The sequence below is a fragment of the Promicromonospora sp. NPDC057138 genome (assembly GCF_042670845.1).
Taxonomy (GTDB): Bacteria; Actinomycetota; Actinomycetes; order Actinomycetales; family Cellulomonadaceae; genus Promicromonospora.
The window spans coordinates 12,162-36,527 of sequence record NZ_JBHUUX010000031.1; the positions used below are offsets into that span (position 1 = coordinate 12,162).

The following is a 24,366-nucleotide window of genomic DNA, read 5'->3' on the forward strand; positions in this document are numbered from 1 at the left end:
GGGTGACTGTGCGATCCGTGGTGGTCGGCGTGGACCACAAGCACCCGGAACTGGCTCGGCGGGCAGCGTCGCTCGTCCAGTCGCTGGGTGGAAGCCTGATCGAGCTCGTATGTGTGTGGGTCGACGAGACCGCCGTCTCGGACTCACGAGGATTCACCGTGTCGGTGGACCCGGACATTGCCGTGTCCTCCGACGCGTACGGCGCCGACGTCCTGGCCGGGCTGAACCGGGCCATGGCCGACGTCGGGCTGCCGTGGAGCGCCCTGCGTGGCGCCGGTGATCCCGCGGCCGAGCTGGGCCGCGTGGCCGACGAGGTGGAGGCCGCGATGATCGTCGTCGGTGCCCGGCGCTCCGGCCTGCGCGGCTGGACCACGAACCTCGTGAGCGGGACCGTCGCCGGCCGGCTCATCCACAACCAGTCGCGGCCCGTGGTGGTCCTCCCCGAGACGACGTCGGAGCCGTGAGCGATAGGTTCGTCCACAACCTGTCGAGCACTCACGAGGGGGCACGCCGCGTGACACGAGCACCGCACCGCGACTGGCGGTACGTCGGGCTGGTCGCGCTCGGCGGAGCCGCAGGCTCGGTTGCCCGGTACCTGCTGGGCGGCTGGGCGGGGGTGCTCCTGACGCCGCTGACCGTCCTTTTCCCGAGCGCGGCCGAGACGGTGCTCCGGTTCCCGATCGGGACGCTCGTGGTCAACGTGGTCGGCGCGCTCGCCCTGGGATACCTCCTGGAGGCCCTCGCCCGCCGCGGCCGTGAGACCGTACGACGCCGCAAGATCCGCATCGGCATCGGCACCGGCGTGCTCGGCGGGTTCACCACCTACTCGGCGTTGGCCCTGGAGACGCAGCGGCTGCTCGCCGACCGGCTCGGCTGGCTCGCCCTGCTCTACGTGGTGCTCACCATCGCGGGCGGAACCGCTGCCTGCCTCGGCGGGATCGGGATCGCGGCCCGTGCCGACCGACGGCGAAAGCGCAGGTGACATCTATGATCGAGCTGCTCGTGGTGGCCGTCGGCGGTGGCGTGGGCGCCGCTGCCCGCTTCATGGTCGACGGCGAGATCCGCGCCCGCCACAACGGCGGGTTCCCGTGGGGCACGTTCGTGGTGAACGTGTCCGGCTCGTTCTTCATCGGCCTGTTCTCGACGCTGTTCTTCACGCTCGTCCACCTCGGTGTGCCGCACAGCACGGCCTGGCTGCTGCAGGGCGCCCTCACGACCGGCCTGTGCGGCGGATACACCACGTTTTCCACAAGCACTGTGGAATCCGTGCGCCTGGCCCAGTCCGGCCGGATGCGGCTCGCTCTGGCGAACTCTCTGGGCACGCTGATGGTCACGGTCACGGCGGCCGGGCTGGGCATCGGGCTGGGCCTGACGGTGGGCGGACTGTTCGGCTGACCCGGCCCGTAGCGCCGCCTCAGATCGCCGTCATCGATGCGCCCTCGGCGCTGTTCCTCACACCGGCCCCTCGCCGGGGCCAAACACACCGAGGAAGAGCTCGGCCAGCGACGTCCACTCCTTGAGCGGCCGATCGCCGACAAAGCGCGCCGCTTCCTCCGGCGTCCGGTTCACCAGCGCGATGTCGACGACGAACCGGCCGTCGCGCTCCCGCCAGACGACTGCCGCGTTCGTCCGCCGGCTCGATCCGTTGATCCCGGCCCAGAGCTCGTTCTCCGGCTTCTGCACTCGCTCGATCAACGGGTAGTCAGTGGTGTGTTCCCAGCTCGACCACGCGTGGCTCAGCGCACGCTCGAGATCCGCCTTCGTCGAGGTGACTCGCGTTTCACCGATTGCTGCCAGGCCAAGGCCGAGGCCCTCGATGACCTCGGTCACCTGCTGTGCTTTGCTCGCCATGTTCGGACACTACGGGCACACCCGCCCGGAACAGGGCTTTGGGCGGCATTTCTCCCCGAGCGAGTCCCGCATTGCGCCCCGCGGCGGGCTCCACTGCCCTGAACGCACGCGTGTCAGTGGGTCGTGGCAGGCTTCCCTGCATGAGCCTCATGCTCCTCGACACCGCCTCGCTGTACTTCCGCGCGTTCTTCGGCGTCCCCGACTCGCTGCGGGCGCCCAGCGGCATGCCGGTCAACGCCGTCCGCGGCCTGCTGGACACCATCGCGTGGCTCGTCACGACGCACGGTCCCGACCGCATGGTCGCGTGCTGGGACGACGACTGGCGCCCCGCCTTCCGCGTCGAGGCCATCCCCAGCTACAAGGCGCACCGCGTCGCGCAGGAGGTGCCGGGAACCACCGGCATCGAGGAGGTTCCGGAGGCGCTGCTCGCGCAGGTCCCGGTCATCGTGGACCTGCTCGCGGCGCTCGGCATCGCGCGCGTGGGCGTGCCCGGCTACGAGGCGGACGACGTCATCGGCACCCTGACCACCCGCGCCGTCGCTCAGGGCGCCGGTCCGGTGGACATCGTCACGGGCGACCGCGACCTGTTCCAGCTGGTCGACGACGCCGCCGGCGTCCGCGTGCTGTACCCCGCGCGCGGCATCCGCGACCCCGACGTCGTGAACGAGAAGCGGCTGGCCGAGAAGTACGGGGTCGCCTCGGGCCAGGCCTACGCCGACATGGCGACGCTCCGCGGCGACCCGAGCGACGGCCTGCCGGGGGTGCCCGGCGTCGGCGAGAAGACGGCGGCCAAGCTGCTCGCCCAGTACGGCACGCTGGCCGGGATCATCGCGGCCCGGGACGCCGGCGACCCGGGACTGACCCCGACGCAGCGACGGCGCCTGCAGGAAGCCGATGCCTACCTGCGGGTCGCGCCGGTCGTGGTGCAGGTCGCGCGCGACGCTCCGCTGCCGGCCTTCGAACTGTCGCTGCCGACGGCGCCCGCCGACCCCGAGTCGCTGGAGGCGCTGACCGCCCAGTGGGGCCTGAGGTCCAGCGTGGAGCGGGTGCGCACCGCGTTCGGCTGGGCCTGAGCAGCCCGGACGTGTCAGACGCGCAGGTCGTGCAGGTCTGACGGGTCAGGAGCTGACGGCCGCGTCGTAGCGGTCCAGGACCACCTGGACCAGGCGCGGGTCGGCCTTCTCGGCTCCGGCCGGGCCGGCGACCGGGTCGGTCACGACGTCGGCCCCCGCCTCCAGCACGCGGTCCAGGAAGTATCCGGGCGCGAGGAGGTAGGACACGACGATCACGCGCGCCGAGGCGTCAGCGGTCCCGCGGACGCCGGCAGCCCGCGCCGCCGCCACCGCGGCCGGGACGCGGGGCTCGGCGCCCGCCCCGTACGACGGCGTCACGGGCCGCCCCAATCGCTGGGCCAGCGCGCTGGTGACCTCCTCGACGGCGGTCGCGGCGGCCGCCACCGAGGAGCCGGCGGCGGCGAGCACCACGACGTCGTCGGACCGGAAGGGACCGTGCGCCGCCTCCGCGGCGGCGTACCGGTCGGCGAGGATGTCGACGAGCAGCGGGTGCGGCCCGAGCGGCTCGGCGGCGACGGCCACGCCCTCGCCCGTCGCGTTCACTGCGGCGACGGCCTGCGCGATGTCGTGCCGCACGTGGTACCCCGTCGACAGGAGCAGCGGCACCACGACCGCCGTCGGCCCGCCGTCAGGGGATGCCGCACTGGACCCGCCGCCGGGGGATGCCGCAGTGGACCCGCCGCCGGGGGATGTCGCGCCGGACCCGCCGCCGCGCGCAGCGCCGGAGCCCGCGTCCCGCACCGCCCCGGCCAGCACCTCATCGACCTCGGGCTGCTGCACGTCCACGAACGCCTCGCGCACGTCGAGCTCGGGCCGGGCCGCGCGGACGCCGTCGAGCAGCGCGCGCACGGCGGCCTGACCTGCAGGATCGTCAGTCCCGTGGGACGTCCCGACCAGAACCGCGCTCATCGTCTCTCCCATCGGTCCACCGGATCCTTCCCTGCCTGACGCCGTACCCGACGCCCTACCGACGTCTGCGAGGCGCCGCGAGTTCGGTCAGTTGCATCGCTGCATCACCGAGATCGGTCCGATGCTTCGAGATCGGTCAATCAATGGACCGATCTCGAAGCAACCGACCGAACCCGCTGCTGACGCCCGCACAACCGACCGAACTCAACCGGCGCCGTGCCCGCGCCACACCTCAGCTCACCCCGTGTTCTGCAGACCCGCCGAGACGCCGTTCACCGTCAGCAGCAGCAGGTGCTGCAGCCGGCCGACGTACTCGCCGTCCACCGCGGAGCCGCCGTCGGACCCGGTACGCAGGCCGCGCAGCGCGCGGACCTGCAGCAACGAGAGCGCGTCGACGTACGGCGACCGCAGCTGGACAGCGCGGCCGAGCACCCGCTTGGAGGCCAGCGGCCACTCGTTGCCGCTGATCTTCAGCACCCACTCGCGGGTGAGGCGCAGCTCGTCGAGGACCATCGCCGCGAGGTCGTCGCGCGAACCCAGCGCGAGGTACTGGGCGGCGATCCGCTCGTCGGTCTTGGCGAGCGACATCTCGACGTTGTCGAGCAGGGTCGCGAACAGCGGCCACTCGCTGCGCGCCGCGCGCAGGAGCTCGATGTCGCCGTGCGCGGCCAGCGCCGTGCCCAGGCCGTACCAGCCGGCCAGGTTGATGCGGGCCTGTGACCAGGAGAAGACCCAGGGGATCGCGCGCAGGTCGTCGAGCGAGTTCACCGAGAGGCCGCGCTTGGCGGGGCGCGACCCGATGGGCAGCAGGCCGACCTCCTCCAGCGGCGTGACCTGCGCGAACCACTGCGGGAACCCGTCGGCCTTCACGAGCTCGTGGAATCGCGCGCGGGACGTCGCGTCGAGGGCCTTCGCGAGCGGCGCGAACTTCGCGGTGGCGCTCTCGTTGATGGCCTCGACCGACGGCGCGGACGCGAGCAGCGTCGCCGCGGCGACCTGCTCGATGTGCCGGGACGCGATCACGGGGTCGCCGTACCGGGCAAGGATGACTTCGCCCTGCTCGGTCAGCTTGAACCGGCCGTCCACGGAGTGCGGCGGCTGGGCGAGCACGGCCCGGTTGGCGGGGCCGCCGCCGCGGCCGAGCGCGCCGCCGCGGCCGTGGAACAGGGTGAGCTTCAGGTCGTTGTCGCGGGCCCACTCCGCGATGCGCGACTGGGCGTCGTGCAGGGCGAGCGTCGCGGCCACGGGGCCGACGTCCTTGGACGAGTCCGAGTAGCCGAGCATCACCTCGACGCGCCGGCCGTTCTCGGCCAGGCGCTTCTGCACCGCGGGCAGCGTCAGCATCGAGTCCAGGATCGGCACCGAGTTCTGCAGGTCCGCGAAGGTCTCGAACAGGGGGATGGCGTCGATCACGGGCGCGCCGTCCGGGTCGTCCGCGAAGGCGTACGCCGCCAGCTCGTAGACGGCGGCGAGGTGCTCCGGCGCCTGCGTGAACGAGACGATGTAGCGCCGCGCGGCCCGCTCGCCGAACCGACGCTGGATCGCACCCAGCGCCCGGTAGGTGTCGAGCACCTCGCGGGTCTTGTCGCTCAGCGCGCCGTCGACCCCGAGCTCGCGGATCTCCGCGAGGGCCGCGGCGTGCACCTGCGAGTGCTGCCGCACCTCGAGCTCCGCCAGGTGGAACCCGAAGGTCTGCACCTGCCAGACCAGGCGCTGCAGGTCCCCGTACGCGGCGCGGGCGGCGCCCGTCGCCACCAGCGAGTCCTGCACCACGAGCAGGTCAGCCTCGAGCTGCTCGGCGTTCGCATACGCGAGGTCGGCGTCGCGCGTCCGGGTGGCGGCGATCCGCTCCGCGAGCGCGAGCATGACTGCCCGGTGCGGCTCGTTCGGCGAGGCCTCCTGGGCCCGCCGGGCCACCTCCTCGGACCTCTGGCGGATCCGCTGCCACAGGGCATTGAGGTCCGACGACGGCGTGGTGCCCTCGGCGTCGAGCGTCAGCTTGCGCCCGGTCTCGACCGCGAGGCGCTCCAGCGCCGCGAGCGCGTGGTCGGCCGCGAGGGTCGCCGCCTGGCGCGTGACCTCGGCGGTGACGTTCGGGTTGCCGTCGCGGTCGCCGCCGATCCAGGTCCCGAGCTTCACGAACGGCTTCGCGACCGGGGTGGCGCGGCCGGCGTCGTCGGCCAGGAGCCAGTCGTCGAGGCGCCGGTACACGTCGCCGAAGACGTCCACGAGGACGGCGTCGAACACGCCCATGACCGTCTTGACCTCGTCGAGCACCGACGGCTTGCTGCTCCGCACGGGCGCGGTGCGCCACATGGTGTCGATCTCGGCGAGGATGCGCCGCTCGTTCTCGGCAAGTGTCACGCCGCCGAGGCGGCGCGCGTCCCGCTCGGCGATGAGGTCCGAGATGCGGCGAATGGTCCCGCTGATGGCCCGACGGCGGGCCTCGGTCGGGTGCGCCGTCAGGACCGGCCGGAACTCCAGCTCGCCGAGGCGGCGCAGCGCCTCTTCCCGCCCGACCTCTTCGGTGAGCTGGGCAAACGCCGCCGGGATGGTGTCCTCGAGGACCGCCGGGCCGGTGGTCGTCTCGGCCTCGCGCGAGCGCAGCACGCGCACGCGGTGGTACTCCTCGGCGAGGTTCGCGAGGTGGAAGTAGCAGGTGAAGGCGCGGGCCACCTGTTCGGCGCGCTCGACGGAGAAGGAGGCCACGACGGAGGCGGCCTCGTCCAGGGCGTGTGGCGACGGGTCGCCGTAGGCGCGGATGGTCAGCTCGCGGAGGCGTTCGACGTCGTCCAGGAGATCCTGGCCGCCGTCCTCGCGGAGGATCCTGCCGAGAAGTCCGCCGAGCAGGCGCACGTCCTCGCGCAGCGGGTCGGGTACCTCGTGCCGGGCGTTGCCGCGAACGGTCTGAGTTGATTCACTCACGGGCTAGAGCCTAGGACCAGATTGCCATTGCCCGTTCATGGCGTCCGATTGTTGGTCTGGTCATGACCTGCCCGACTCTGGTTGGCTGTCTGCCTGTGACCGGCTATGACGCAGAGTTTCTCGGTTTCACCGTCCCGCTCCCGGTCTCGCCCCTCGAGGTGCGTGTTCTGGACTACACCCACTTCTCGGTCCAGCTCGACCCGAGCCGCCGGCTCGCCGCGGCCACCGCCTGCATGGTCGACGGCGCCGCGCTCCTGGCCCTGCGCCGCACCGGCCGCTGGCGGCTGGACGGCCGCATCCCGACCGGCGAGCAGTCGGGCAGCGAGCTGTACTCGGGCAATCCGCTCGACCGCGGCCACCTGGTGCGCCGTCTCGACCCCGTCTGGGGCGACGCCGAGACGGCCGCCCGGGCCAACCACGACACGTTCACGTACACGAACGCCGCGCCGCAGGTGAACAGGTTCAACCAGTCCAAGGAGCTGTGGAACGGGCTCGAGGACCATGTGCTCACGTATGCGGCCGCCCACGACCACCGCCTGGCGGTCCAGACCGGCCCCGTCTTCACCGCCGACGACCCGCTCTACCGCGGTGTCCGCATCCCGCGCCTGTTCTGGAAGATCGTCGCGTGGGTCGGGCCCGGCGACGTACTGCGGGCGACCGGGTTCGTGCTGGACCAGACCCCGCAGCTCGACGACGCGCGCCTTCAGGAGATCACCGCCCAGGCCCTGGCCAGGGACGACATCCCGCCGCTGGGCCCGTTCCGGACCTACCAGGTGCCGGTGGCGGACATCGCCGCGCTGACCGGCCTGGACCTCGGGCCGCTGCCCGGGGCCGACGTGCTCGCGGAGCCGCCGCCGACGCCGTCGGGCAGCCGGCCCACGGACATCACCATCCACCGCCTCCCGCGGGCACGGGCCTGGTCCGAGATCCGAACCCCCGACCAGATAACCCTCCCCCGCTGACCCTCGTGGTTGTGGGCGCGATGTTTGCGACTACCCGCCCGGTTTGGGCGCAACGATCGCGCCCACAACCAAGGGGCTTCAGGCGGGCCGCCCGTAGGTCTCCAGGAGGCGGAGCCAGATCTCGCTGATGGTGGGGTAGGCGGGGACGGCGTGCCACAGCCGGTCGATCGGCACCTCCGCGGTGATGGCGACCGTCGCGGCGTGGAGCAGCTCGGCAACGTCGGGGCCGACGACGGTGAAGCCGACCAGCACCTTCCGGTCCTCGTCGACGATCATGCTCGCCCGGCCCGTGTACCCGTCGGCGTGCAGGGAGGCGCCGGCGACGGCGCCGAGGTCGTACTCGACGGACCGGACTCGCAGCCCGGCCGCCTGGGCGGAGGCGGTGGTGTGGCCGACCGTCGCGATCTCCGGGTCGGTGAAGATCACCTGCGGCACCGCACGTTCGTCGGCGGTCGCCGCGTGCCGGCCCCACGGGGCGGTGTCGACGGAGGCACCCGTGGCGCGGGCGACGATCGTCTCGCCCAGCGCCCTGGCCTGGTACTTGCCCTGGTGCGTCAGGAGCGCGCGCCGGTTGACGTCGCCCGCCGCGTAGAGCCAGCCGTCGCCGACGGGGACGCCGTCGCCGCCCAGGACCCGCAGGGAGTCGTCGACGCTCAGCCAGTCCCCGGGGGTGAGCCCGACGTGGTCCAGGCCGACCGTGCTCGTGTTCGGCGTGCGGCCGGTGGCGACCAGCACCTCGTCGGCGTCCAGCAGCGTGCCGTCGGCGAGGGTGATGTGCACGGTCCCTGCCTCGTCACGCTCGATGCGCGACGGCTGGGTGATCAGGTGCAGCGCCACGCCCTGCGCCTTCAGCGACTCGGCCACCTGGTCGCTCGCGAACGACTCCACGGCCGGCAGCAGCCCGTCGCGGGCGATCATCGTGACCTGCGAGCCCAGGGCGGCGTACGCGGTGGCCATCTCGGTCCCGACGACGCCGCCGCCGACGATCGCCAGCCGTCCGGGGACGGTCTGGGCGGCCGCGGCCTCCCGGCTGGTCCACGGTGCGGCGTCGGCCAGCCCGGGGATCTGCGGGATCCGGGCGCTGCTGCCGGTGGCGATGACCACGGCGTGCCGCGCGTTGAGCATCGTCGTGTACCCGTCGGCGTCCGTCACCTCGACCGTGCGTGCGGCGCCGATCCGTCCGACGCCGCGCAGCAGGGTGATGCCGGCGCTCTCCAGCCAGGAGACCTGGCCGTCGTCGTGCCAGTGCGAGGCGAAGGCATCGCGGCGGTGCAGGACGGCGGACGCGTCCAGCTCTCCCGTCACGGCTGCGTTCGCGCCGGGCAGGCTCCGGACCGCGCGCAACGCGGCGGCGTCCCGCAGGAGGGCCTTGGTCGGCATGCAGGCCCAGTAGGAGCACTCCCCGCCGACCAGCTCGCTCTCCACTATCGCCACGGTGAGGCCGCCCTTGACGGCGCCGTCGGCGACGTTCTCGCCGACCGGGCCCGCGCCGATGACTACGACGTCGAAGGTGTTCTCGGTCATGTCAGCGGCCCTTCTTGGCGACGCGGTGCAGGCGCAGCGCGGAGACGAGGAAGAAGATGCCGCCCAGCACGGCGTACCCGGCGACCGCGGCCAGCATCCCCTTGGGCGTGCCGGCGGTGAGGATGAAGTTCGAGCCGGCGAGCACAGAGATTCCGCCGCTGAGGATCATGGCCCACTGGCCGCCGAGCCGGTAGCGGCTGATGGCGACGATGAGCTGCACGGCGCCGGCGGTGATCGCCCAGACGCCCCAGACGCGCAGCACCGCGGGGATGCCCGAGGTCATTGCCACGGCCAGCCCGATGGCGGTGAGCAGGCTCAGCGCCATGTTGAAGTACAGGCCGACGGTGGGGCGCGCGGTCTTCGAGGACCGGAAGTCGACGATCGCCGCGGCGACGTCGAACAGCGGGTACAGCACCAGCAGCGCGATCGTGACCGGGCCCAGGCTCTTACCGACGACGAACATCCCGGCCGCCCAGAGGATGGCGAATCCGAAGCGGACGAAGTACAGGTTCCGGAGCGAGGTTGCGGTGTCTACTGCGGATGATTCCGCGGTGGTGGTGGACATGCGAGTTCCTTTCGGTCGGGCCGCGGCTGAGGGGCGGTTCATCCTTCCCAGCGGCAGCACGTCTAGGTAGAATGACTAGTAACTCCACCTGCCGCGACAGTACACAGCGACGGCCGTCAGGCGCAAGGGGAGCGTTGAGAGGAGCCACGTATGATCGCGACCGTGCAAGGGTCCATGCGAGAACGCCTGATCGAGGCGGCGAACGAGCTGTTCTACGCGCAGGGGCTGCGGGCCGTGAGCGTGGACAAGGTCATCGATCGCGCCGGCACGACGAAGGTGACGTTCTACCGCCACTTCCAGAGCAAGGACGACCTGATCGTCGCGTACCTCGAGTTCCGCGCCGAGCAGGAGCGGAACGGCGTCGACGCGGCCATCGCCCACGGTGACGGCGACGTCGATGTCTCGTTGCGCCTGATGGCCGACCACACCGGGAAGGCGGCGTGCACTCCCGGCTTCCGCGGGTGCCCGTTCATCAACGCCGCCGCCGAGTACCCCGACCCGGACAGCACCGTCCGCAAGGTCGTCGACGCGCACCGCGCCTGGTGGGCGAGCGCGTTCGAGCGGCTCGTCGCACCGCTCGAGCTAGCCGATCCCGGCGCGGTCGCCGAGGACCTGATGCTGCTCCGCGACGGGATCATGGTCGCCGGCTACCTCGGGGACCCCGTCAGGATCGCGGCGTCGTTCCTGCGCAGCTGCCAGGCCGTCATCCGCAGCGCGGCCCGCCAGTAGCTGGTTGGTTGTGAGCGCGATCGTTGCGGCTACGCGTCCGTTCTAGGCGCAACGATCACGCCCACAACAAACGGGTCAGAGGTTGTCCTGCCAGTGGTGTTCCGGGGCGTAGCCGAGGATGCGGCGGGCCTTGTCGATGCTCAGGAGCGTCTCCCGGCCCTGGAGCGCACGCTTGAGCGGGACGCCGGGGAACACCTCGGCTGCGAGATCGGCAGAGTCGCGCCGCATCACGGTGTCCTCGTTGGCGATCACGAACGCCTCGAACCCCGTGAAGTCCGCCTCCAGCGCACGGCGCACCGCCTGCGCGCCGTCGCGCCCGTCGATGTAACCCCAGAGGTTCCAGCGCCGAGCCGTGGCGTCGTCCTGCCAGGACGGGAACTGGGCGTAGTCGCTCGGACGCATCACGTTCGAGAACCTCAGCGCCGCGACCTTCAGCTCCGGGTCCCAGCGCGTGAAGTGCTTGCCCATCTCCTCCTCGAGCGACTTGCCGAGCGAGTAGGTCGACTGCGGCAGCACGTCGTAATCCTCGTCCACCGGGATGTACGGCGGCGGCACGTCGAACGGCAGGCCCAGCACCGTCTCGGACGACGCCGTCACCACGTTCCGGATGCCGACCACCTGGGCTGCCCGCAGCACGTTGTACGTGCTGGGCACGTTGTTGCGGAACGTCGCGGCATTGGTTGCCAGGCCGGGTGCGGGGATCGCGGACAGGTGCACGACGGCGTCGGCCGCCTGTCCCTCGTCCACGCCCGACAGCAGCTCGATCACCTGGCCGAGGTCGGTCAGATCCGCGATCGTGAAGTTGCCCGGGCTGCCCGCCGGGGGCGCCACCCGATCCGTCGAGACCACGTGGTAGCCCGAGTCCACCAGGTGCTCCACCACGAACTGGCCGAGCTTCCCGCTCGCTCCGGTGACCACTACCCGCTGCGTCGTTGCCATGCGTCCGATCTTGCCAGGTGGTCGCGACGGGCTCGAATCCCCGAACGGTCGCAGGTCGAATCCCCGTTTGGTCACGCAGTGAACGCCTGACCGGCGCCGCCGGACGTCAGCCCAAGCGCTCGCGCAGCCAGGCGATGTCCGGCGCCATGTCGCCCTTGGTCTCGCAGATGACCGGGGCCTCCGCCGCCGCGATCACGCCCACCAGCAGTTCCTCGGGGATCTGGCCCTCGCCGAAGTGGATGTGCCGGTCGGCGCCCGACCCGGCGACGTCGCGCGAGTCGTTGGCGTGCACCAGGTCGATGCGGCCAGTGATCGCGCGGATCTCGTCGACGGCCGTCGCGAGGTCGAACCCGCCCGCCCAGGCGTGGCACGTGTCGAGCGTGAACCCGACGTTGTCGCCGCCGTTCGCCGTGGTCACGGCCGCCCACAGCTCCTCGATCCGCTCCAGGCGGCGGGCCATGGAGTAGTCGCCGCCGGCCGTGTTCTCGATGAGCACGGGGACGTCGGTCTCCAGGGCGTCGATGGCCTTGCGCCAGTTGTCGAAGCCCTTGGCCGGCTCGTCGTTGGCGGTCACGTGCCCGCCGTGCACCACCACGCCCTTGGCCCCGATCGCTCCGGCGCCGTCCATGATCTGCTGCAGCAGCTTGCGGCTCGGGATGCGGATGCGGTTGTTGGTCGACGCCACGTTGATCACGTACGGCGCGTGCACGTACAGGTCCACGCCGGCCGCGCCGGCGTCGGCCCGGAGCGCCTCCGCGCCACCCTCGTACGGGAGCTCCGGGACCTTCCATGCCTGCGGGTCGCTGAGGAACACCTGCACCGTGTCCGCGCCGAGCGTCTTCGCCGCACCGATCGCGTCGGTCAGGTCCACGTGCGCGCCGATCTTCACCATGGCCCCCACCCTAGGACGCCCCACTGACACGCACGACGGCGGACGACGGCGTCAGCCCAGCCCGCTGATACCTGCGGGCGACATAGCCAGCAGGTGGCCGCCGACCGAGAGCAGCGCCGCGTCCTGCCCCACGCTGATGGCGTCCGCGATGCTTCCGTCCCAGACGAGCTCTCCCGACGTGGCGTCGAGCGACGCCAGCCATAGCGTGCCGGACTCGCTCTGCAGCACGAGAAGCACGAACTGGCCGTCGGTAAAGGCTTGACCCGCGTACGCGTTCCCGTAGGAGGGGTCGCCAGTCTCGCCGGTGTCCCATGACCACCGCTCCGCGCCGGTAGCGAGATCGAAACCGCGGACGCTCCCGGTCCAGGTGGCAGTCACCGCGATCCCGGCCACCTGCGCGAGGAACTCCGGGGAGCCGTCCGCGACGTCGACGTCCCAGCGCTCTGTCCCGTCCACCGCATAGGAGCTCAGGCGAAATCCGGACTCGTCGGACGCGAGCAGGGTCAGCGCGTCGGGCTCGTCGGTGGCCTGCGGAGCACGCACATACCCGGGAATCTCGCCGACGACGCCGCCGTCGGGCCTGTACAGCGTGGTGTTCGGCGGGCCGTCGGACTCCATCGCGGTGATGGTCGTCATGCGCCCGGCATCCCGGACGTCGCCGAGGCTGACCACCCTGGCCAGCCCTGGCACGCCGTCCGCCCTCAGCAGGGTGCCGTCGGGGGTGATGGCGGCCCAGATGCCACAGCCCCACAGGTCGATGAGCCCGGTCCCGATCTGCGCACCGAAGGCGTCGGGAGCGAGTGCCTCGTCGGCGGAGACGTACTCCCATCCGTCCCACGGGTTGCCGTACCAGGGGGTGCACTCCTGGGCGGCCGTCGCCCGGAACGGGATCGTCACGCGCCAGCGCTCCTCGCCGGTGGTCGCATCCTCCGCGCGGAGCTGGAGGTCCCGGCCGGCCTCGACGCTCCCGCTGCATTCCCCCGTCGCCTCGGTGCACCGGGCGTCTCCCACGTCGATCGCCGACTCGGGGCCGATCCGCCGGGCACGCAGCACCGTCCCGTCCGGGCCAGGATGCGCGGTCCCGTAGCGGCGGCCATCTGCCGCGTCGAGTCTCCGGGGCTCCGACGCCGCGCCGCCCCGCCCCACCGTGATGGCCTCGCGCGCCGCCCCGGCACCCTGGAGGCAGACCAGGCCCGATGTCGCCGGCCCCCTCCCACCCGGGTATCCGAGCGGTCCGCACTCCGCATCCTCGCCGAGCGGCATGGACCAGACTTGCTCGCCCGACGCCGGGTCCAGCCCGATCAGCTCATCCTCCGCCTGGAATGCCAGCACACCCTCGAGCTCGGCTACCGCGAACCACCCCATGGAGTCCTCGGAACTGACGGGCCCCTCCCACGTCCAGAGCTTCTCGAGCGGCGCGGACACGTCCACGACGCCACCGGGCGCCTCGCGGATCCGCTCGATCCGCGCGGCGTCCCGCATGCCGTCGACGGCGAAGCCTGTGCCCAGCGCGATCGCCAGCACCGCGGCGACCGGCGCGAGCGTGCGCAGGCCCAGCACGCCCCGCGGCGCGGGACCACCCGCATCCGGGCCGACGTCGTCCGGCCCAGCGCCGTCCGGGTCGTACTCCGACGCCGCATCAGGCCCCAGCGAGGAAGGCACGTCCCCGCCCCCGTCGTCGACCAGGTCGAAGACGAACGAACCACCCTCGCCCGAATCACGCGCCATGCGGCTGAGGGTATGCCGCGCCGGTGCGCGTTTCCTCCATAACCGCCGCCGACACCGACGCCGGGCTCACCCCAGCCCGCGGACGCCGTCCGGCGCGACCTCCAGCAGGTGACCGTCCACGGCGACCAGCCCGGCGCTGCGCCGGGGAGGGCTTTGGTCGGCGCTCCCGTCGGGCACGAGCCGCTCCCAGGCCACCTCGCCGGAGACCGCGTCGAGCGCTACCAGCCCCCTGCCGCCGTACGAGGTCTCGATGACCAGCAGCACGGACTGCCCGTCGGTGAAGGCGCGGGAGACGTACACGTCGCTGGGGAACCCGTCCTCGGGCGCTGACGGATCCCAGGTCCACCGCTCGGCGCCCGTCGCGAGGTCCAGCCCGCGCACCTTTCCGGCCGCGGTCTGGACGATCGCCGACCCGCCCGTCTGCGCCAGGAACAGCTGGGCGTCCGCCGACACCGCGACGTCCCAGCGCGGTGTGCCGTCCGGCGCGTAGGCCCGCAGCCGCGCGCCCGACAACCCCGAGGCGAGGAGCGTGTCCTGTCCCACGCCGTCCGTCGCGGTGGGCTGGAGGACGTACCCGTCGATCTCGCCGACCACGCCACCGTCGGCCGCGTAGAGGGTGGCCCCCATCCCACCGTCGAAGTTGTATCCGGCGTACCCGCCGGTGCGGAGGCTCTCCACGCCGCCCGTGCCCGGCTCGATCTCCGTGCCGAGCAGCACCCCGCCCTGGGTGACGGCGGCCTCGATACCGCAGCCGTAGAGCTGCACCAGGTCGCCGGTGATCCGTGCGCCGAAGCCCTCGGCGTCGATCATGTAGTCCATGCCCACCACGTTGCTCGACCGGTCCCAGGACGTGGCGTACCAGTTGGTGCACTGGTCGGCGCGCGTGGACCGGAACGGGACGGTCAGGCTCCAACGCTCCTCGCCGGTGGCCGCGTCCTCGGCCCGGAGCCGCAGGCCCCGGCCGGCCTCTACCGTGCCGGTGCACTCGCCAGGGTTGATGCACCCGACGTGGTTCGCGCCCGCCGGCGGCTCGGGCCCCACCCGCTTGGCGCGCAGCACCGTCCCGTCCGGACCGGGGCGGGCAACCCCGTACCGGCGCAGGTCCGCAGCCTCGAGGGTGCGTTCCGCGGAGACGGCGCCGTCCGGCCCGACCACCCTGGCGACGCGGTCGGCGTCGCCCGCCAGGCAGACCAGTCGCGCCGTCACGACCTCGCTCCAGCCCGCCAAGCCCTGCGGCCCGCAGTCCGGGTCCTCGCCGAGCCCGAGCCGCCACGCCTCGTCGCCCGTGGCGGGGTCCAGCGCCACCAGGTCGCCGCCCGACTGGAACGCGAGCCGATCGCCCAGCACGGCCACCTCGTTCCATCGCCCTTGTTCCATGGCCCCGAACGTGCCCACGGAGCCGGCCCACGCCCAGATCTCGTCGAGCGGCTCGGTCACGTCGACGACGCCGCCGTAGACGTCCCGCATCCGCTCCGTCCGCGCGCCGTCCCGCACGCTGTCGACCGCGAAACCCGTGCCCAGCCCGATCGCCAGGACCGCCGCGACCGGAACGAGCAACCACAGCGTCCGACTCCGGCCGCCGGACGGCGCCTCGCCGGGCTCGGGCTCGTCGTCGCCCGGATCGCCGGGGTCACCGGCGCCCTCCACACCGGACGGGGGGCGCGGCGCGTCGAGACCGGCCGCGTCGTTATCGACGAGGTCGAAGACCAACGGACCACCCTCGTCCGGATCCCGTGCCATACGATCGAGCGTATGCCTGGCCGGTCACCGTTTCATCTGGCCGGTCACCGTTTCATCCGAGGCCCCGGACCCCGCGTGGGGTGACTTCCAGCAGGTTCCCGTCCACGGCCACCAGGCCCCCGACGACCCCCTGCTCGACCAGGCCCCGGTCGGTCGGGTCGAACGAGGTGACAGGCCCGCCGCCGGCGCGGACCCAGACCTCCGCGCCCGAGCTCGCGTCGAGCGCCACCAGGCCCTGCGTGCCGCCGGCGCCGCCCTCCGTCAGCAGCAGCAGGACCTCCCCGTCGGTGAAGGCCTGGGCCACGTGGACGCTCCCGAAATACTCGACGTCGTCGTCCTCCGACGGGTCCGAGCCGTCCCAGGCCCACCGCTCCTCGCCCGTGGCGCGGTCCAGGCCGCGGACGCCGCCGGCCCCTGTCGTGACCACCACCGTGTCGCCCACCTGCGCGAGGAAGTCCTGTCCGCCCGACTGCAGCGTGATGTCCCAGCTCGGCGTGCCGTCCACGGCGTAGGCACGCAGCCGCCGCCCGGTCTCGTCCACCCCGAGCACCGTCTCCGGCTCGGACTCGTCGGTGGCCCGGGCATCGAGCGGGTACCCGGTGATCTCGCCGATGACGCCGCCGTCGGCCGCGTACAGGGTGGCGCGGGGCAGGCCCTCGAAGCTCGTGGCCGCATACTCGCCCCCGCCGAGGCTCCTCACCCTGCCCTTGCCCGGTTCGAGCTCGGCGCCGAGCACCGTCCCGTCCGGCGTGACGGCGGCCTGGATACCGCAGCCGGTCAGGTCGACGAGATCGGCGGTGATCCGCGCGCCGAACGCGTCGGGGGCGAGCTGGCCGCTGATCACCAGGCGGGTCTCCGAGCTGCCCCAGGACGCGCCGAACGTGCGGGTGCACTGCGTGGCGTCCACCGCCCGGAACGGGACGGTCACGGTCCAGCGTTCCTCGCCGGTCGCCGCGTCCTCGGCCCGGAGCACGAGGTCCCGGCCCTCCGCGACGGTCCCGGTGCACTCGCCCGCGCTGGTGCACACGGCGTCGCCCACGTCGACGTCGGACAGCGGCCCCACCCGTCTCGCGCGCAGCACCGTCCCGTCGGGGCCCGTGTGGGCCACCCCGTACCGGCGCGCGTCCGCGGCGTCGAGGAGTCGCGGGGCCGACGTCGGGCCGTCGGGTCCCACCGCGACGACCTCGCGGTCGCCGCCGGTTCCCTGGAGGCACACCAGCGACGGTGTCGCCGGGTCGGGCCAGGTCGCGGGGACCATCGGACCGCAGTCGGCGTCGTCGCGCAGCGGGACGGTCCATGCCACCTCGCCCGTGTGCGGGTCCAGCGCCACCAGCCCGTCGTCGGACTCCACCGCCAGCACGTCGCCGAGCACCGCCACGTCGGTGGTGCTCTCGCCCGGGCCGACGGCGCCGCTCCACGCCCAGGTCTGCGCCAGCGGCGACGACAGGTCGGCCACGCCCCCAGGGAGGTCGCGCATCCGCTCCATCCGCACGTGGTCCAGCGCGCCGTCGACGCCGATGGCCGTGCCGAGCACTATCGCCAGGACCGCCGCGACCTGGGCCGTGAGGCGCCGCCTGCGGCCGGGGACGGCCGGGCTGCCCGGTCCGTCCGGGCCCGGCGGCGCGTCGCCGGCGGGCGCGTCGCCGTCGACCAGGTCGAAGACGAACGCGTCGCCCTCGTCCGGGTCGCGCGCCATGCGGCGAGCGTAGTGCCGGCAACCGCGCGGTTCAGCCCGTCCCGGCTATGTCACCCGAGGCCCTGTCACCCCAGGCCCCGCACGGCGGTCGAGGTGAACTCGACGAGGTGCCCGTCGACGGCGACGGCGGTACCCGCCGTCGGTACGTCCCAGAGCTCCTCGCCCGTGGCCAGGTCGAGCGCGACCAGGACGCCCTTTGCCGTGCCGTCATTCGGCAGGTACTGCACCGCCGCCGTCTCGCCGTCGGTGAGCGTCCGGAAGTTGGCCAGGCCGCGCGGGTCGTCGTTGGTCCAGGTCCAGAGCTCGGCGCCGGTGGCGCGGTCCAGGCCCACGAGCCGCTTCCCACGGTCCACGACGACGACGTCCCGGCCCGCGAGCGTCACGCGCGTCCCGTGCTGTTCCGTCCAGGCCACCGACCCGTCCTCGCGCACGGCGGAGACCCCGCTGCCCGACGGCTGGGTGACGAACCACAGGTCGTCGGGAGCGTCGGGCGAGGTCACGCCGGACTGCGCCCAGCCGTCCAGGGTCTGCAGCGGGTTCCCGGCGGCATCCACGACGACGGTCTCCCGGGCGAGGCCCTGCACCGCGAAGCGGCCGGAGCCCAGCTCTGTCACCCAGGCCTGGGACGTCGCATCGGCGGCCAGGTCCAGGCGTACCCCGTCCGCCGACAGCGTGGCCGAGACGCCGCACCCGCCGACCGTGACGCTCTCCGCTCCCACGTCGACCGTGGTCAGGTCCGGGTCGGTCACCGGGTCGTCCGACGACGAGGCGACACCCTCGGGAAGCATCAGGCAGCTGTCCGAGAACGTCGGGTCGAACTCGACGGTGCTGGTCCAGCGTTCGGCGCCCGTCCCGGCGTCCTCGGCGGTGACGAGCAGGCTGCGGCCCTCGTCGAGGCTCCGGGGCGGGCAGTTCCCCGACTCGTCGCACGCGATGTGCCCGATCGGGTCTCCGGTCCGCACGGTGCGCACGACCATGCCGTCCGGCGCGGGAAACACCTGCTCGCCCTCAGCCAGGTCGGCGGGCCGGGACCGGGTGGTGCCGTCCGGCGCGATCGCCAGCACCTCCCGCGCGTCCGCGGGGCCGTGCACGCACACCAGCACCTCGGCCGACACCGACGCGTCATAACCCGCCGGGCCGCACACCGGGTTCTCCTCCACGGGGACCCGCCACGCCACCTCGCCCGAGCCCGGGTCGATCGCCACGATGCCCGTGAACCCGGGCAGAGCCGCGAACATCGCGCCCGGGGAGTCGACCGGGTAGTCCTGCGTGCTCGCCGGCGGCAGCACCAGCAGCCCGTCCATGACCACCATCTCCGGGTCCCGGCTCATGCCCGAGTCCTGTCCGGCGGGCACGTCGAACGGCACCGTCCAGGTCTCCTCGGGCGGACCGGCGAGCGACGCGACCCCGATCGACGAGGTGCGCATCAGCTCCGCCCGGCGATGGTCCCGCACCAGGTCGACCGAGACCCCCGTCACCGCCACCGCGGCGACCACCGCGGCCGCGATCATCCAGGTGCGCCGCGACGGCCTCGGCAGCCGGGACAGGAGCGCGGGGCGCGGTCCGGCGGCGTCGGGGTCGGTGTCGAAACCGGCGTCGGGCGCATCACCCGGCCCGTTGTCCTCGACCAGGTCGAAGACTACGGATTCCTCATTGTCCGGCCGCGGCATGGCGGGAGCCTACCCGCGTGACCTGCGGGCTCGGGGGACGCCCTGCCGTCGGCGCCCGCCGACGAGCCAGGCTCAGCCGAGGCCCACGACCCCCTGCTGCGTGATCTGCGCGAGGTACCCGTCGACGGCGACGAGCTGGGTGTACGGGGTCTCCTGCTCGATCTCCCAGCGCACCGAGCCGTCGCTCAGGTCCACGGCGAGCAGCCGCAGTCCGGACGCCTCGCCGTCGGGGCCGGCTGACACGGGCAGGAGCAGGGTGTCGCCGTCGGTGTAGGCACCGAAGACCATCGACTGCGCGACCCAGGCCATGCCGCCGAGCGAGAGGACCTTCGGGTCGAGCGTCCAGCGGTCGGCGCCCGTGCCGACGTCGATGGCGCGTACCGCGCCCTCCTCGTCCACGACGACGGCGGTGCCGGAGACCTGGGCCAGCAGCGCCGTCGTCGCGAGCCGGGGGGCGGTCCAGAGCCGCGCGCCGGCGTCGTCGCCGTCGGTGGACCTGGCCTCCGTCTGCGCGCCGACCCGCTCCAGCACCAGCCCCGGGTCACGGCCGTCCGAGGCCCACGGGACGAGGACCTGGCCGCCGAGCGTGACGGTCCCGCCGTCCGGCAGGTGCACCACGTCGTTGGGGACGCCGGACTCTGTCGACTCGGTGCCCGGCGCGACCCAGCCGCCGTCGGGCAGCGGGGCGAACGACGCCATGTCCATGCCGTTGGCCGGCGGGTCGTCGGGGTCCTTCGGGTCGTCGAGCCGGGTGCCGTCGCGCAGGAACGCCGCCGAGACGCCGCAGCCCTGCACCTCGACGACGGCGTCGCGCACGTCCCAGTCGAGCCCGCGGACGTCGAGCGTCGGCTCGTTCTGGTCATAGCTGACGCAGCTCTCGGGACGCGGGGCGGCGAACGGGACCGTCTCGCTCCAGCGCTCCGCACCGGTCCTGGCGTCCTCGACGCGGACCACGAGGTCCGGCCCGACGAAGCCCTTCGGGAGGTGGGGCACGCCCAGCTTGTCGACCACGACGGGCCGCCGCTCCTGGTCGCCGCCCGTCAGCTCGAAGCTGACCAGGCCGCCCGCGGAGGCCGGGACGACCACGGTGTCCGGGTCGGCCTCGCGGGTCTTCGCGGCGCCGTCCGGGTCGATCACCGTGACGTCCTGCGTGCCCGCCCCGGACGTGCTGACGCAGATCAACGGGTCCGCCGGCTCCACGGCCCCCGGGCCGTAGATGCCGAGGCCCGCCACCGGACCGCAGTCCGGGTCGTCCCCGACGTCGACCGTCCACCGCACCTCGCCCGACTCGGGGTCGATGCCGCGGACCTTCCCGTCGCCGGCGACCGCGAGCACACCCGGCATCGGGACCAGGGTCGCCGAGATCGGGTCGTCGAGGTCGATCGACCACTGCTCGGCGGGCTTCTCCTCCAAGCTCCGCACGCCGCCCGGGGTGGCGAGGAGCGCCTGCTGCCGGAGCTGCGCGTCCACCAGCACCCCGGCCGCCACGGCGAGCACGACGACGGCCGCCACCCCGCCGGCCAGCAGCGCCTTGCCGCGACGCGTCGCGGGCAGCCGCCGTCGGACGGCCGCCACCCCGCGCCGCGCCGTCCGCACGACGCCGGAGCGGGCGCCCGCGAGCGCCACCGCGACCCGGCCGGGCGCGCGGGGCGCGGGCTCCTCGGCCGGGCCGGCCTCGGGGCCGGGCGCGTCGGTGCCGTCGCCGTCCGGGCCCGTCCCGGCGTCCGACACACCGGGCACCTCGTCGATGAGGTCGAAGGTGTGCACCTTCTCGGGATCGGGTGTCCCGGGCCCGGTTTCGTCGTGCTGGGTGCGTTCGGTCACGCCCCGAGGGTAGTGCCCCGCTCCCCGGCCATGGCCGTCCTCCACGTGACCCGGCCGCCGGTCTGCATGAGCGCCCCGCGATACGCGCGCTCGCTGAGGAGCACGGCCCCGAACGTCGCCGCCACCAGGACGAGGAGCGACACGAGCGGCTCCCACCAGAGGGCGTCCCCGTTCAGCACCCGTACCGGCATCGACACGATCGATGCCGGCGGGATGTAGGACAGCACGCGCTCCAGGACGCCGTCGGCCGAGAACGTCACGATGTACACGGCCATGAGCAGCATCATCAGGGGGCTGGTCGTGTACTGGAGGTCCTCGGTGCGCGACGCCAGCGAGCCCGCGACGGCGTAGAGGGCCGCCACCGCGACGAACCCGACGGTGAAGAAGACGACGAACCACAGCATGGTGGCCGTCATCGCGGGCAGGATCGCCGAGAGGCCGGTGAACGAGACCCCGATGAGCCCGACGGCGGCGAGCAGCAGGTTCTGCCCCAGCGCGATCGCCGAGCTGCCGATGATCTTGCCCGCCAGGAGCTGCCGCAGCGGCACGGCGGTCGCGATGATCTCGACGAGCCGGGACTGCTTCTCCTCGATCACGCTGCCCGCGATCATCGCGCCCGACCCGACGGCGCCCATGAAGAACAGGAACGCGAGCACGAACCCGGCCACGAACACGACTTGCGGGTCCACCGGGTTGCCGTCGAGCCGTCCGGTCTCGACCTCGCTGCCCGCGGTCAGGTCATTCATGCTGGTCCCGGCGTCGGCCGCCCGGCCGGCCAGGACCTGGTCGCGCACCGTGGTCTCGATCAGCGCGGCGAGGTCCGTGTCGGGCTCGCGCCAGCCGGACAGGGTCCAGCCGTCGGTGCCGGTCGCGCTGGTCGCGTCGGCGCCCGAGCTGAGCCACGCGTCGGCGGTCTCGTCCTCGAGGGCGGCCCGGGCCGCCGCCGCGTCGTCCACGCGCACCACGGTCAGCTCGACCCGGTCGTCGGACGCCGCGGCGTCCCGCCCGTCGGCCGCGGACTCCAGCGCGGTCGCCGCCGACTCGTCCCCAGCGACCACCGCCACGTCGAACGACTGGGTGCGGCTGTCCATGTAGGACGTGAAGCCGACCAGCCCGCCGATCATCGCGATGGTCACCGCGAGGCCGATCAGGAATCCCTTGTTGAGCGCCCGCACCACGATCTCGCGGGTCGCCACGACCATCCAGGCGTTGCGCACGCCGTCTCCTTTCTCGCTCATGCCGTGTCCTGGTCCCCGTGAGCCTGCGGCTCCGCTCCGGCTCACGCGGTCACCTCGCGGTAGATCTGGGCCAGCGTCGGCCGTACGGGGGAGAACTCGTGGACCGTGCCCCGCTCCAGGGCGGCGGACAGGAGGCGGGTGGCCGCGGCGTCGTCGTGCACCTCGACCAGCGCGGACGGGCCGTCCACGTCCACGGCCAGGACGCCCGGCACGCCGCGGACGAAGCCCGCGTCGCCCGCCAGGACCAGCCGGTGCCGCGTCACGCCCTGGGCGCGCAGCTCGTCGGGGGTGCCGTTCGCGAGGACCTTGCCCGTGCCGAGGATGACCAGCCGCTCGCACAGGCGCTGGACGAGATCGAGCTGGTGCGAGCTGAACAGCACGGGCACCCCGCGCCGCGTGTGCTCGCGCAGCAGGTCGGCCATGGCGTCGACGGCGGCCGGGTCGAGGCCGCTGAACGGCTCGTCCAGGACGAGCGCCTTGGGCTGTCCCATGACCGCCGCGACGATCTGTACGCGCTGCTGGTTGCCGAGCGACAGCTTCTCCACGTGCTCCTTCGCCCGGTCGGCGAGCCCCAGCCGGTCGAGGTGCTCCAGCACCTCGCGGCGCGCCACCGACGCGGCGATGCCTCGCAGCCGCGCCAGGTAGACGAGCTGGTCCAGCACCGGCTGCTTCGGGTAGAGGCCGCGCTCCTCGGGCATGTACCCGAACTCGCGGCGGTCGTGCCGGGTGACCGGCTCCCCGGCGAACCGCACCTCGCCGCTCGTGATCGCCAGGACCCCCATGACCATCCGCATGGTTGTCGTCTTCCCCGCGCCGTTGCCCCCCACGAACCCCGTGAGCAGGCCCGACGACGCTGTGAAGCTCACGCCGTCCACCGCCCGCAGGGGTGTGCCACCCGACACGAACACGCGGGTCAGGTCCCGCACCTCCAGATCGCTCATGGCAGTCACGCTAGGTGCCCGACGGCGCCCAGGGATCCGCCGCGAGGCTGAACCGGCTCCGCCTCCCGACGGGCGCCGGCCGGGTGGTCGGCGGAATGTCACAAGGTCGGCATTTCGAGTTGCCGATCTCCTGACATTCTGCCGACCAAGGTGACGTGACCTGGTATTACAGGTTCCGGTTGCCGATGGCGTTCTGCCACGTATTGTCCCGTCCGGAACGTCGCAAGAACCAAAGCGGCGCTGAATGGTCTGACAGCCCGTCCACGGAGAAATGAGCACTGCCCTCCGGAGGATCTCTCGCGGTTCGGTGCACGGAGACCGAAACGTCGCGACAGAGGGCACAAGGCAGTATCTGAACCCGCAGGGGGAGCTAAGCGTGCGCAACCGTTTGATCGTCACTGGAACAGCCGCGGCCTTCGTGCTGACGGCCGGCATCGTGGGTGCCGTAGCGGTACAGCCGCCGGGACAGCATGAGCAGGACCGGGAGACGTCGGCCGGGTCGGCCACGCCCGGCTCGCTGCAGGGCCTGCCGCCCATGATGCTGAAGCGCGAGGCCACGCCCGGGCCAGGTGAGAACGGCACGGTCGACGTGCACTCGAAGCCCGAGCCGAGGAAGAACCCCTTCACGTACACGCCGGCGCCCAGGTCCGACTACGTCCCCAGGCACATGGCCGACGCCGGCGAGCCGGCCGCCGAGTTCACCGTGGCTCCCCTGCCGGGCATCGATTTCGGCCAGGGGACTGGGCCCGGCAGCCCGACGACGCCGTCGGCCAAGCCGACGCCGCGGCCCACCCAGCCGCCCGCGCAGACGCCCCGGCCCACTCCGACGACGCCGTCTCCGGACCCGACGCCCACGCCGACTCCGACTCCGACTCCCACCCCGACGCCCACGCCGGAGCCGAGCGACCCGCCGTCGGACGAGCCCACCGACCCGCCGACGGAGGAACCCACGGCTCCGCCGTCGGAGGAGCCGACCACGGAGCCGACGCCGGAGCCGACCGAGGAACCGTCCACGGAACCGTCCGAGGAACCCTCAACGGAGCCGTCGCCCGAGCCTTCGCCGAGCAATTCGACGGAAACCGCCGAATAGTCGGGTTCTCCGATTCAGGCCGGTACTCCTACGCGGACACAAGAGAAGCGGGGCACGCATTCGAGCCCCG

21 protein-coding genes are annotated in these 24,366 nt (G+C 73.0%); 7 read left to right on the forward strand and 14 right to left on the reverse strand.

Annotated elements, in window-relative coordinates:
* The first annotated feature begins 2 nt into the window (after positions 1-2).
* From ACFT2C_RS17125 to ACFT2C_RS17135, 3 genes are read left to right on the forward strand one after another with little or no spacing between them, the layout of a single operon-like run.
* Entirely contained in the window at positions 3-464 is a 462-nt protein-coding gene (locus ACFT2C_RS17125) for a universal stress protein (protein WP_377208270.1), read from the forward strand.
* Positions 465-514: 50 nt separating this feature from the next.
* Positions 515-982: a fluoride efflux transporter FluC gene (locus ACFT2C_RS17130; protein WP_377208271.1), complete on the forward strand. Its 468-nt coding sequence runs from the start codon at positions 515-517 to the stop codon at positions 980-982.
* 5 nt (positions 983-987) lie between these two features.
* A complete protein-coding gene (locus ACFT2C_RS17135) occupies positions 988-1,395 on the forward strand; it encodes a fluoride efflux transporter FluC (protein WP_377208272.1) in 408 nt (135 codons plus the stop codon).
* Between the two features lie 57 nt (positions 1,396-1,452).
* Here ACFT2C_RS17135 and ACFT2C_RS17140 read toward each other — a convergent pair whose 3' ends face one another.
* Complete coding sequence (locus tag ACFT2C_RS17140; protein WP_377208273.1) at positions 1,453-1,830, reverse strand: hypothetical protein; 378 nt, start codon at positions 1,828-1,830, stop codon at positions 1,453-1,455.
* Positions 1,831-1,991: 161 nt separating this feature from the next.
* On the opposite strand from ACFT2C_RS17140, the gene ACFT2C_RS17145 reads away from it, so the two are divergent.
* Positions 1,992-2,924, forward strand: a complete 933-nt coding sequence (locus ACFT2C_RS17145; RefSeq protein ID WP_377208274.1) for a 5'-3' exonuclease H3TH domain-containing protein — start codon at positions 1,992-1,994, stop codon at positions 2,922-2,924.
* Between the two features lie 45 nt (positions 2,925-2,969).
* Here the strand turns inward: ACFT2C_RS17145 and ACFT2C_RS17150 are convergent, their stop codons facing one another.
* Positions 2,970-3,833, reverse strand: coding sequence for a sirohydrochlorin chelatase (locus tag ACFT2C_RS17150; RefSeq protein ID WP_377208275.1), 864 nt, complete (start codon positions 3,831-3,833; stop codon positions 2,970-2,972).
* A 237-nt stretch (positions 3,834-4,070) separates the two neighbouring features.
* Positions 4,071-6,758 carry a phosphoenolpyruvate carboxylase gene (locus ACFT2C_RS17155; RefSeq protein WP_377208276.1) on the reverse strand — a complete coding sequence of 896 codons (2,688 nt, stop codon included), beginning with the start codon at positions 6,756-6,758 and terminating at the stop codon, positions 4,071-4,073.
* 95 nt (positions 6,759-6,853) lie between these two features.
* On the opposite strand from ACFT2C_RS17155, the gene ACFT2C_RS17160 reads away from it, so the two are divergent.
* Positions 6,854-7,720: a DNA/RNA non-specific endonuclease gene (locus ACFT2C_RS17160; RefSeq protein WP_377208277.1), complete on the forward strand. Its 867-nt coding sequence runs from the start codon at positions 6,854-6,856 to the stop codon at positions 7,718-7,720.
* Between the two features lie 78 nt (positions 7,721-7,798).
* On the opposite strand, the gene ACFT2C_RS17165 is transcribed toward ACFT2C_RS17160, so the two are convergent.
* The gene (locus tag ACFT2C_RS17165; protein ID WP_377208278.1) at positions 7,799-9,244 is read right to left on the reverse strand and encodes a dihydrolipoyl dehydrogenase family protein; all 1,446 of its coding nucleotides are present in this window, start codon (positions 9,242-9,244) and stop codon (positions 7,799-7,801) included.
* Position 9,245: 1 nt separating this feature from the next.
* Positions 9,246-9,809 (reverse strand): hypothetical protein, encoded by a 564-nt coding sequence (locus tag ACFT2C_RS17170; RefSeq protein ID WP_377208279.1) that lies wholly within the window; start codon positions 9,807-9,809, stop codon positions 9,246-9,248.
* A gap of 150 nt (positions 9,810-9,959) precedes the next feature.
* Here ACFT2C_RS17170 and ACFT2C_RS17175 point away from each other — a divergent pair, with 150 nt between their 5' ends.
* Positions 9,960-10,538 carry a TetR/AcrR family transcriptional regulator gene (locus tag ACFT2C_RS17175; RefSeq protein WP_377208280.1) on the forward strand — a complete coding sequence of 193 codons (579 nt, stop codon included), beginning with the start codon at positions 9,960-9,962 and terminating at the stop codon, positions 10,536-10,538.
* A 75-nt stretch (positions 10,539-10,613) separates the two neighbouring features.
* Here ACFT2C_RS17175 and ACFT2C_RS17180 read toward each other — a convergent pair whose 3' ends face one another.
* From ACFT2C_RS17180 to ACFT2C_RS17220, 9 genes are all read right to left on the reverse strand, one after another.
* A complete protein-coding gene (locus ACFT2C_RS17180) occupies positions 10,614-11,477 on the reverse strand; it encodes an NAD-dependent epimerase/dehydratase family protein (protein WP_377208281.1) in 864 nt (287 codons plus the stop codon).
* Positions 11,478-11,583: 106 nt separating this feature from the next.
* Positions 11,584-12,369 carry a deoxyribonuclease IV gene (locus tag ACFT2C_RS17185; protein WP_377208282.1) on the reverse strand — a complete coding sequence of 262 codons (786 nt, stop codon included), beginning with the start codon at positions 12,367-12,369 and terminating at the stop codon, positions 11,584-11,586.
* Between the two features lie 51 nt (positions 12,370-12,420).
* Positions 12,421-14,097 (reverse strand): hypothetical protein, encoded by a 1,677-nt coding sequence (locus ACFT2C_RS17190; protein ID WP_377208283.1) that lies wholly within the window; start codon positions 14,095-14,097, stop codon positions 12,421-12,423.
* Between the two features lie 66 nt (positions 14,098-14,163).
* Positions 14,164-15,837, reverse strand: a complete 1,674-nt coding sequence (locus ACFT2C_RS17195; RefSeq protein ID WP_377208284.1) for a PQQ-binding-like beta-propeller repeat protein — start codon at positions 15,835-15,837, stop codon at positions 14,164-14,166.
* A gap of 52 nt (positions 15,838-15,889) precedes the next feature.
* Positions 15,890-17,533: a PQQ-binding-like beta-propeller repeat protein gene (locus tag ACFT2C_RS17200; protein WP_377208285.1), complete on the reverse strand. Its 1,644-nt coding sequence runs from the start codon at positions 17,531-17,533 to the stop codon at positions 15,890-15,892.
* Between the two features lie 65 nt (positions 17,534-17,598).
* Complete coding sequence (locus ACFT2C_RS17205; RefSeq protein ID WP_377208286.1) at positions 17,599-19,203, reverse strand: PQQ-binding-like beta-propeller repeat protein; 1,605 nt, start codon at positions 19,201-19,203, stop codon at positions 17,599-17,601.
* Positions 19,204-19,275: 72 nt separating this feature from the next.
* Entirely contained in the window at positions 19,276-21,027 is a 1,752-nt protein-coding gene (locus tag ACFT2C_RS17210; protein ID WP_377208287.1) for a PQQ-binding-like beta-propeller repeat protein, read from the reverse strand.
* A complete protein-coding gene (locus ACFT2C_RS17215; protein WP_377208288.1) occupies positions 21,024-22,265 on the reverse strand; it encodes an ABC transporter permease in 1,242 nt (413 codons plus the stop codon). The genes ACFT2C_RS17210 and ACFT2C_RS17215 overlap by 4 nt, the downstream gene beginning before the upstream one ends.
* Before the next feature lie 41 nt (positions 22,266-22,306).
* Positions 22,307-23,206: an ABC transporter ATP-binding protein gene (locus ACFT2C_RS17220; RefSeq protein ID WP_377208289.1), complete on the reverse strand. Its 900-nt coding sequence runs from the start codon at positions 23,204-23,206 to the stop codon at positions 22,307-22,309.
* Between the two features lie 376 nt (positions 23,207-23,582).
* On the opposite strand from ACFT2C_RS17220, the gene ACFT2C_RS17225 reads away from it, so the two are divergent.
* Entirely contained in the window at positions 23,583-24,296 is a 714-nt protein-coding gene (locus tag ACFT2C_RS17225) for a hypothetical protein (RefSeq protein ID WP_377208290.1), read from the forward strand.
* Positions 24,297-24,366: the final 70 nt, after the last annotated feature.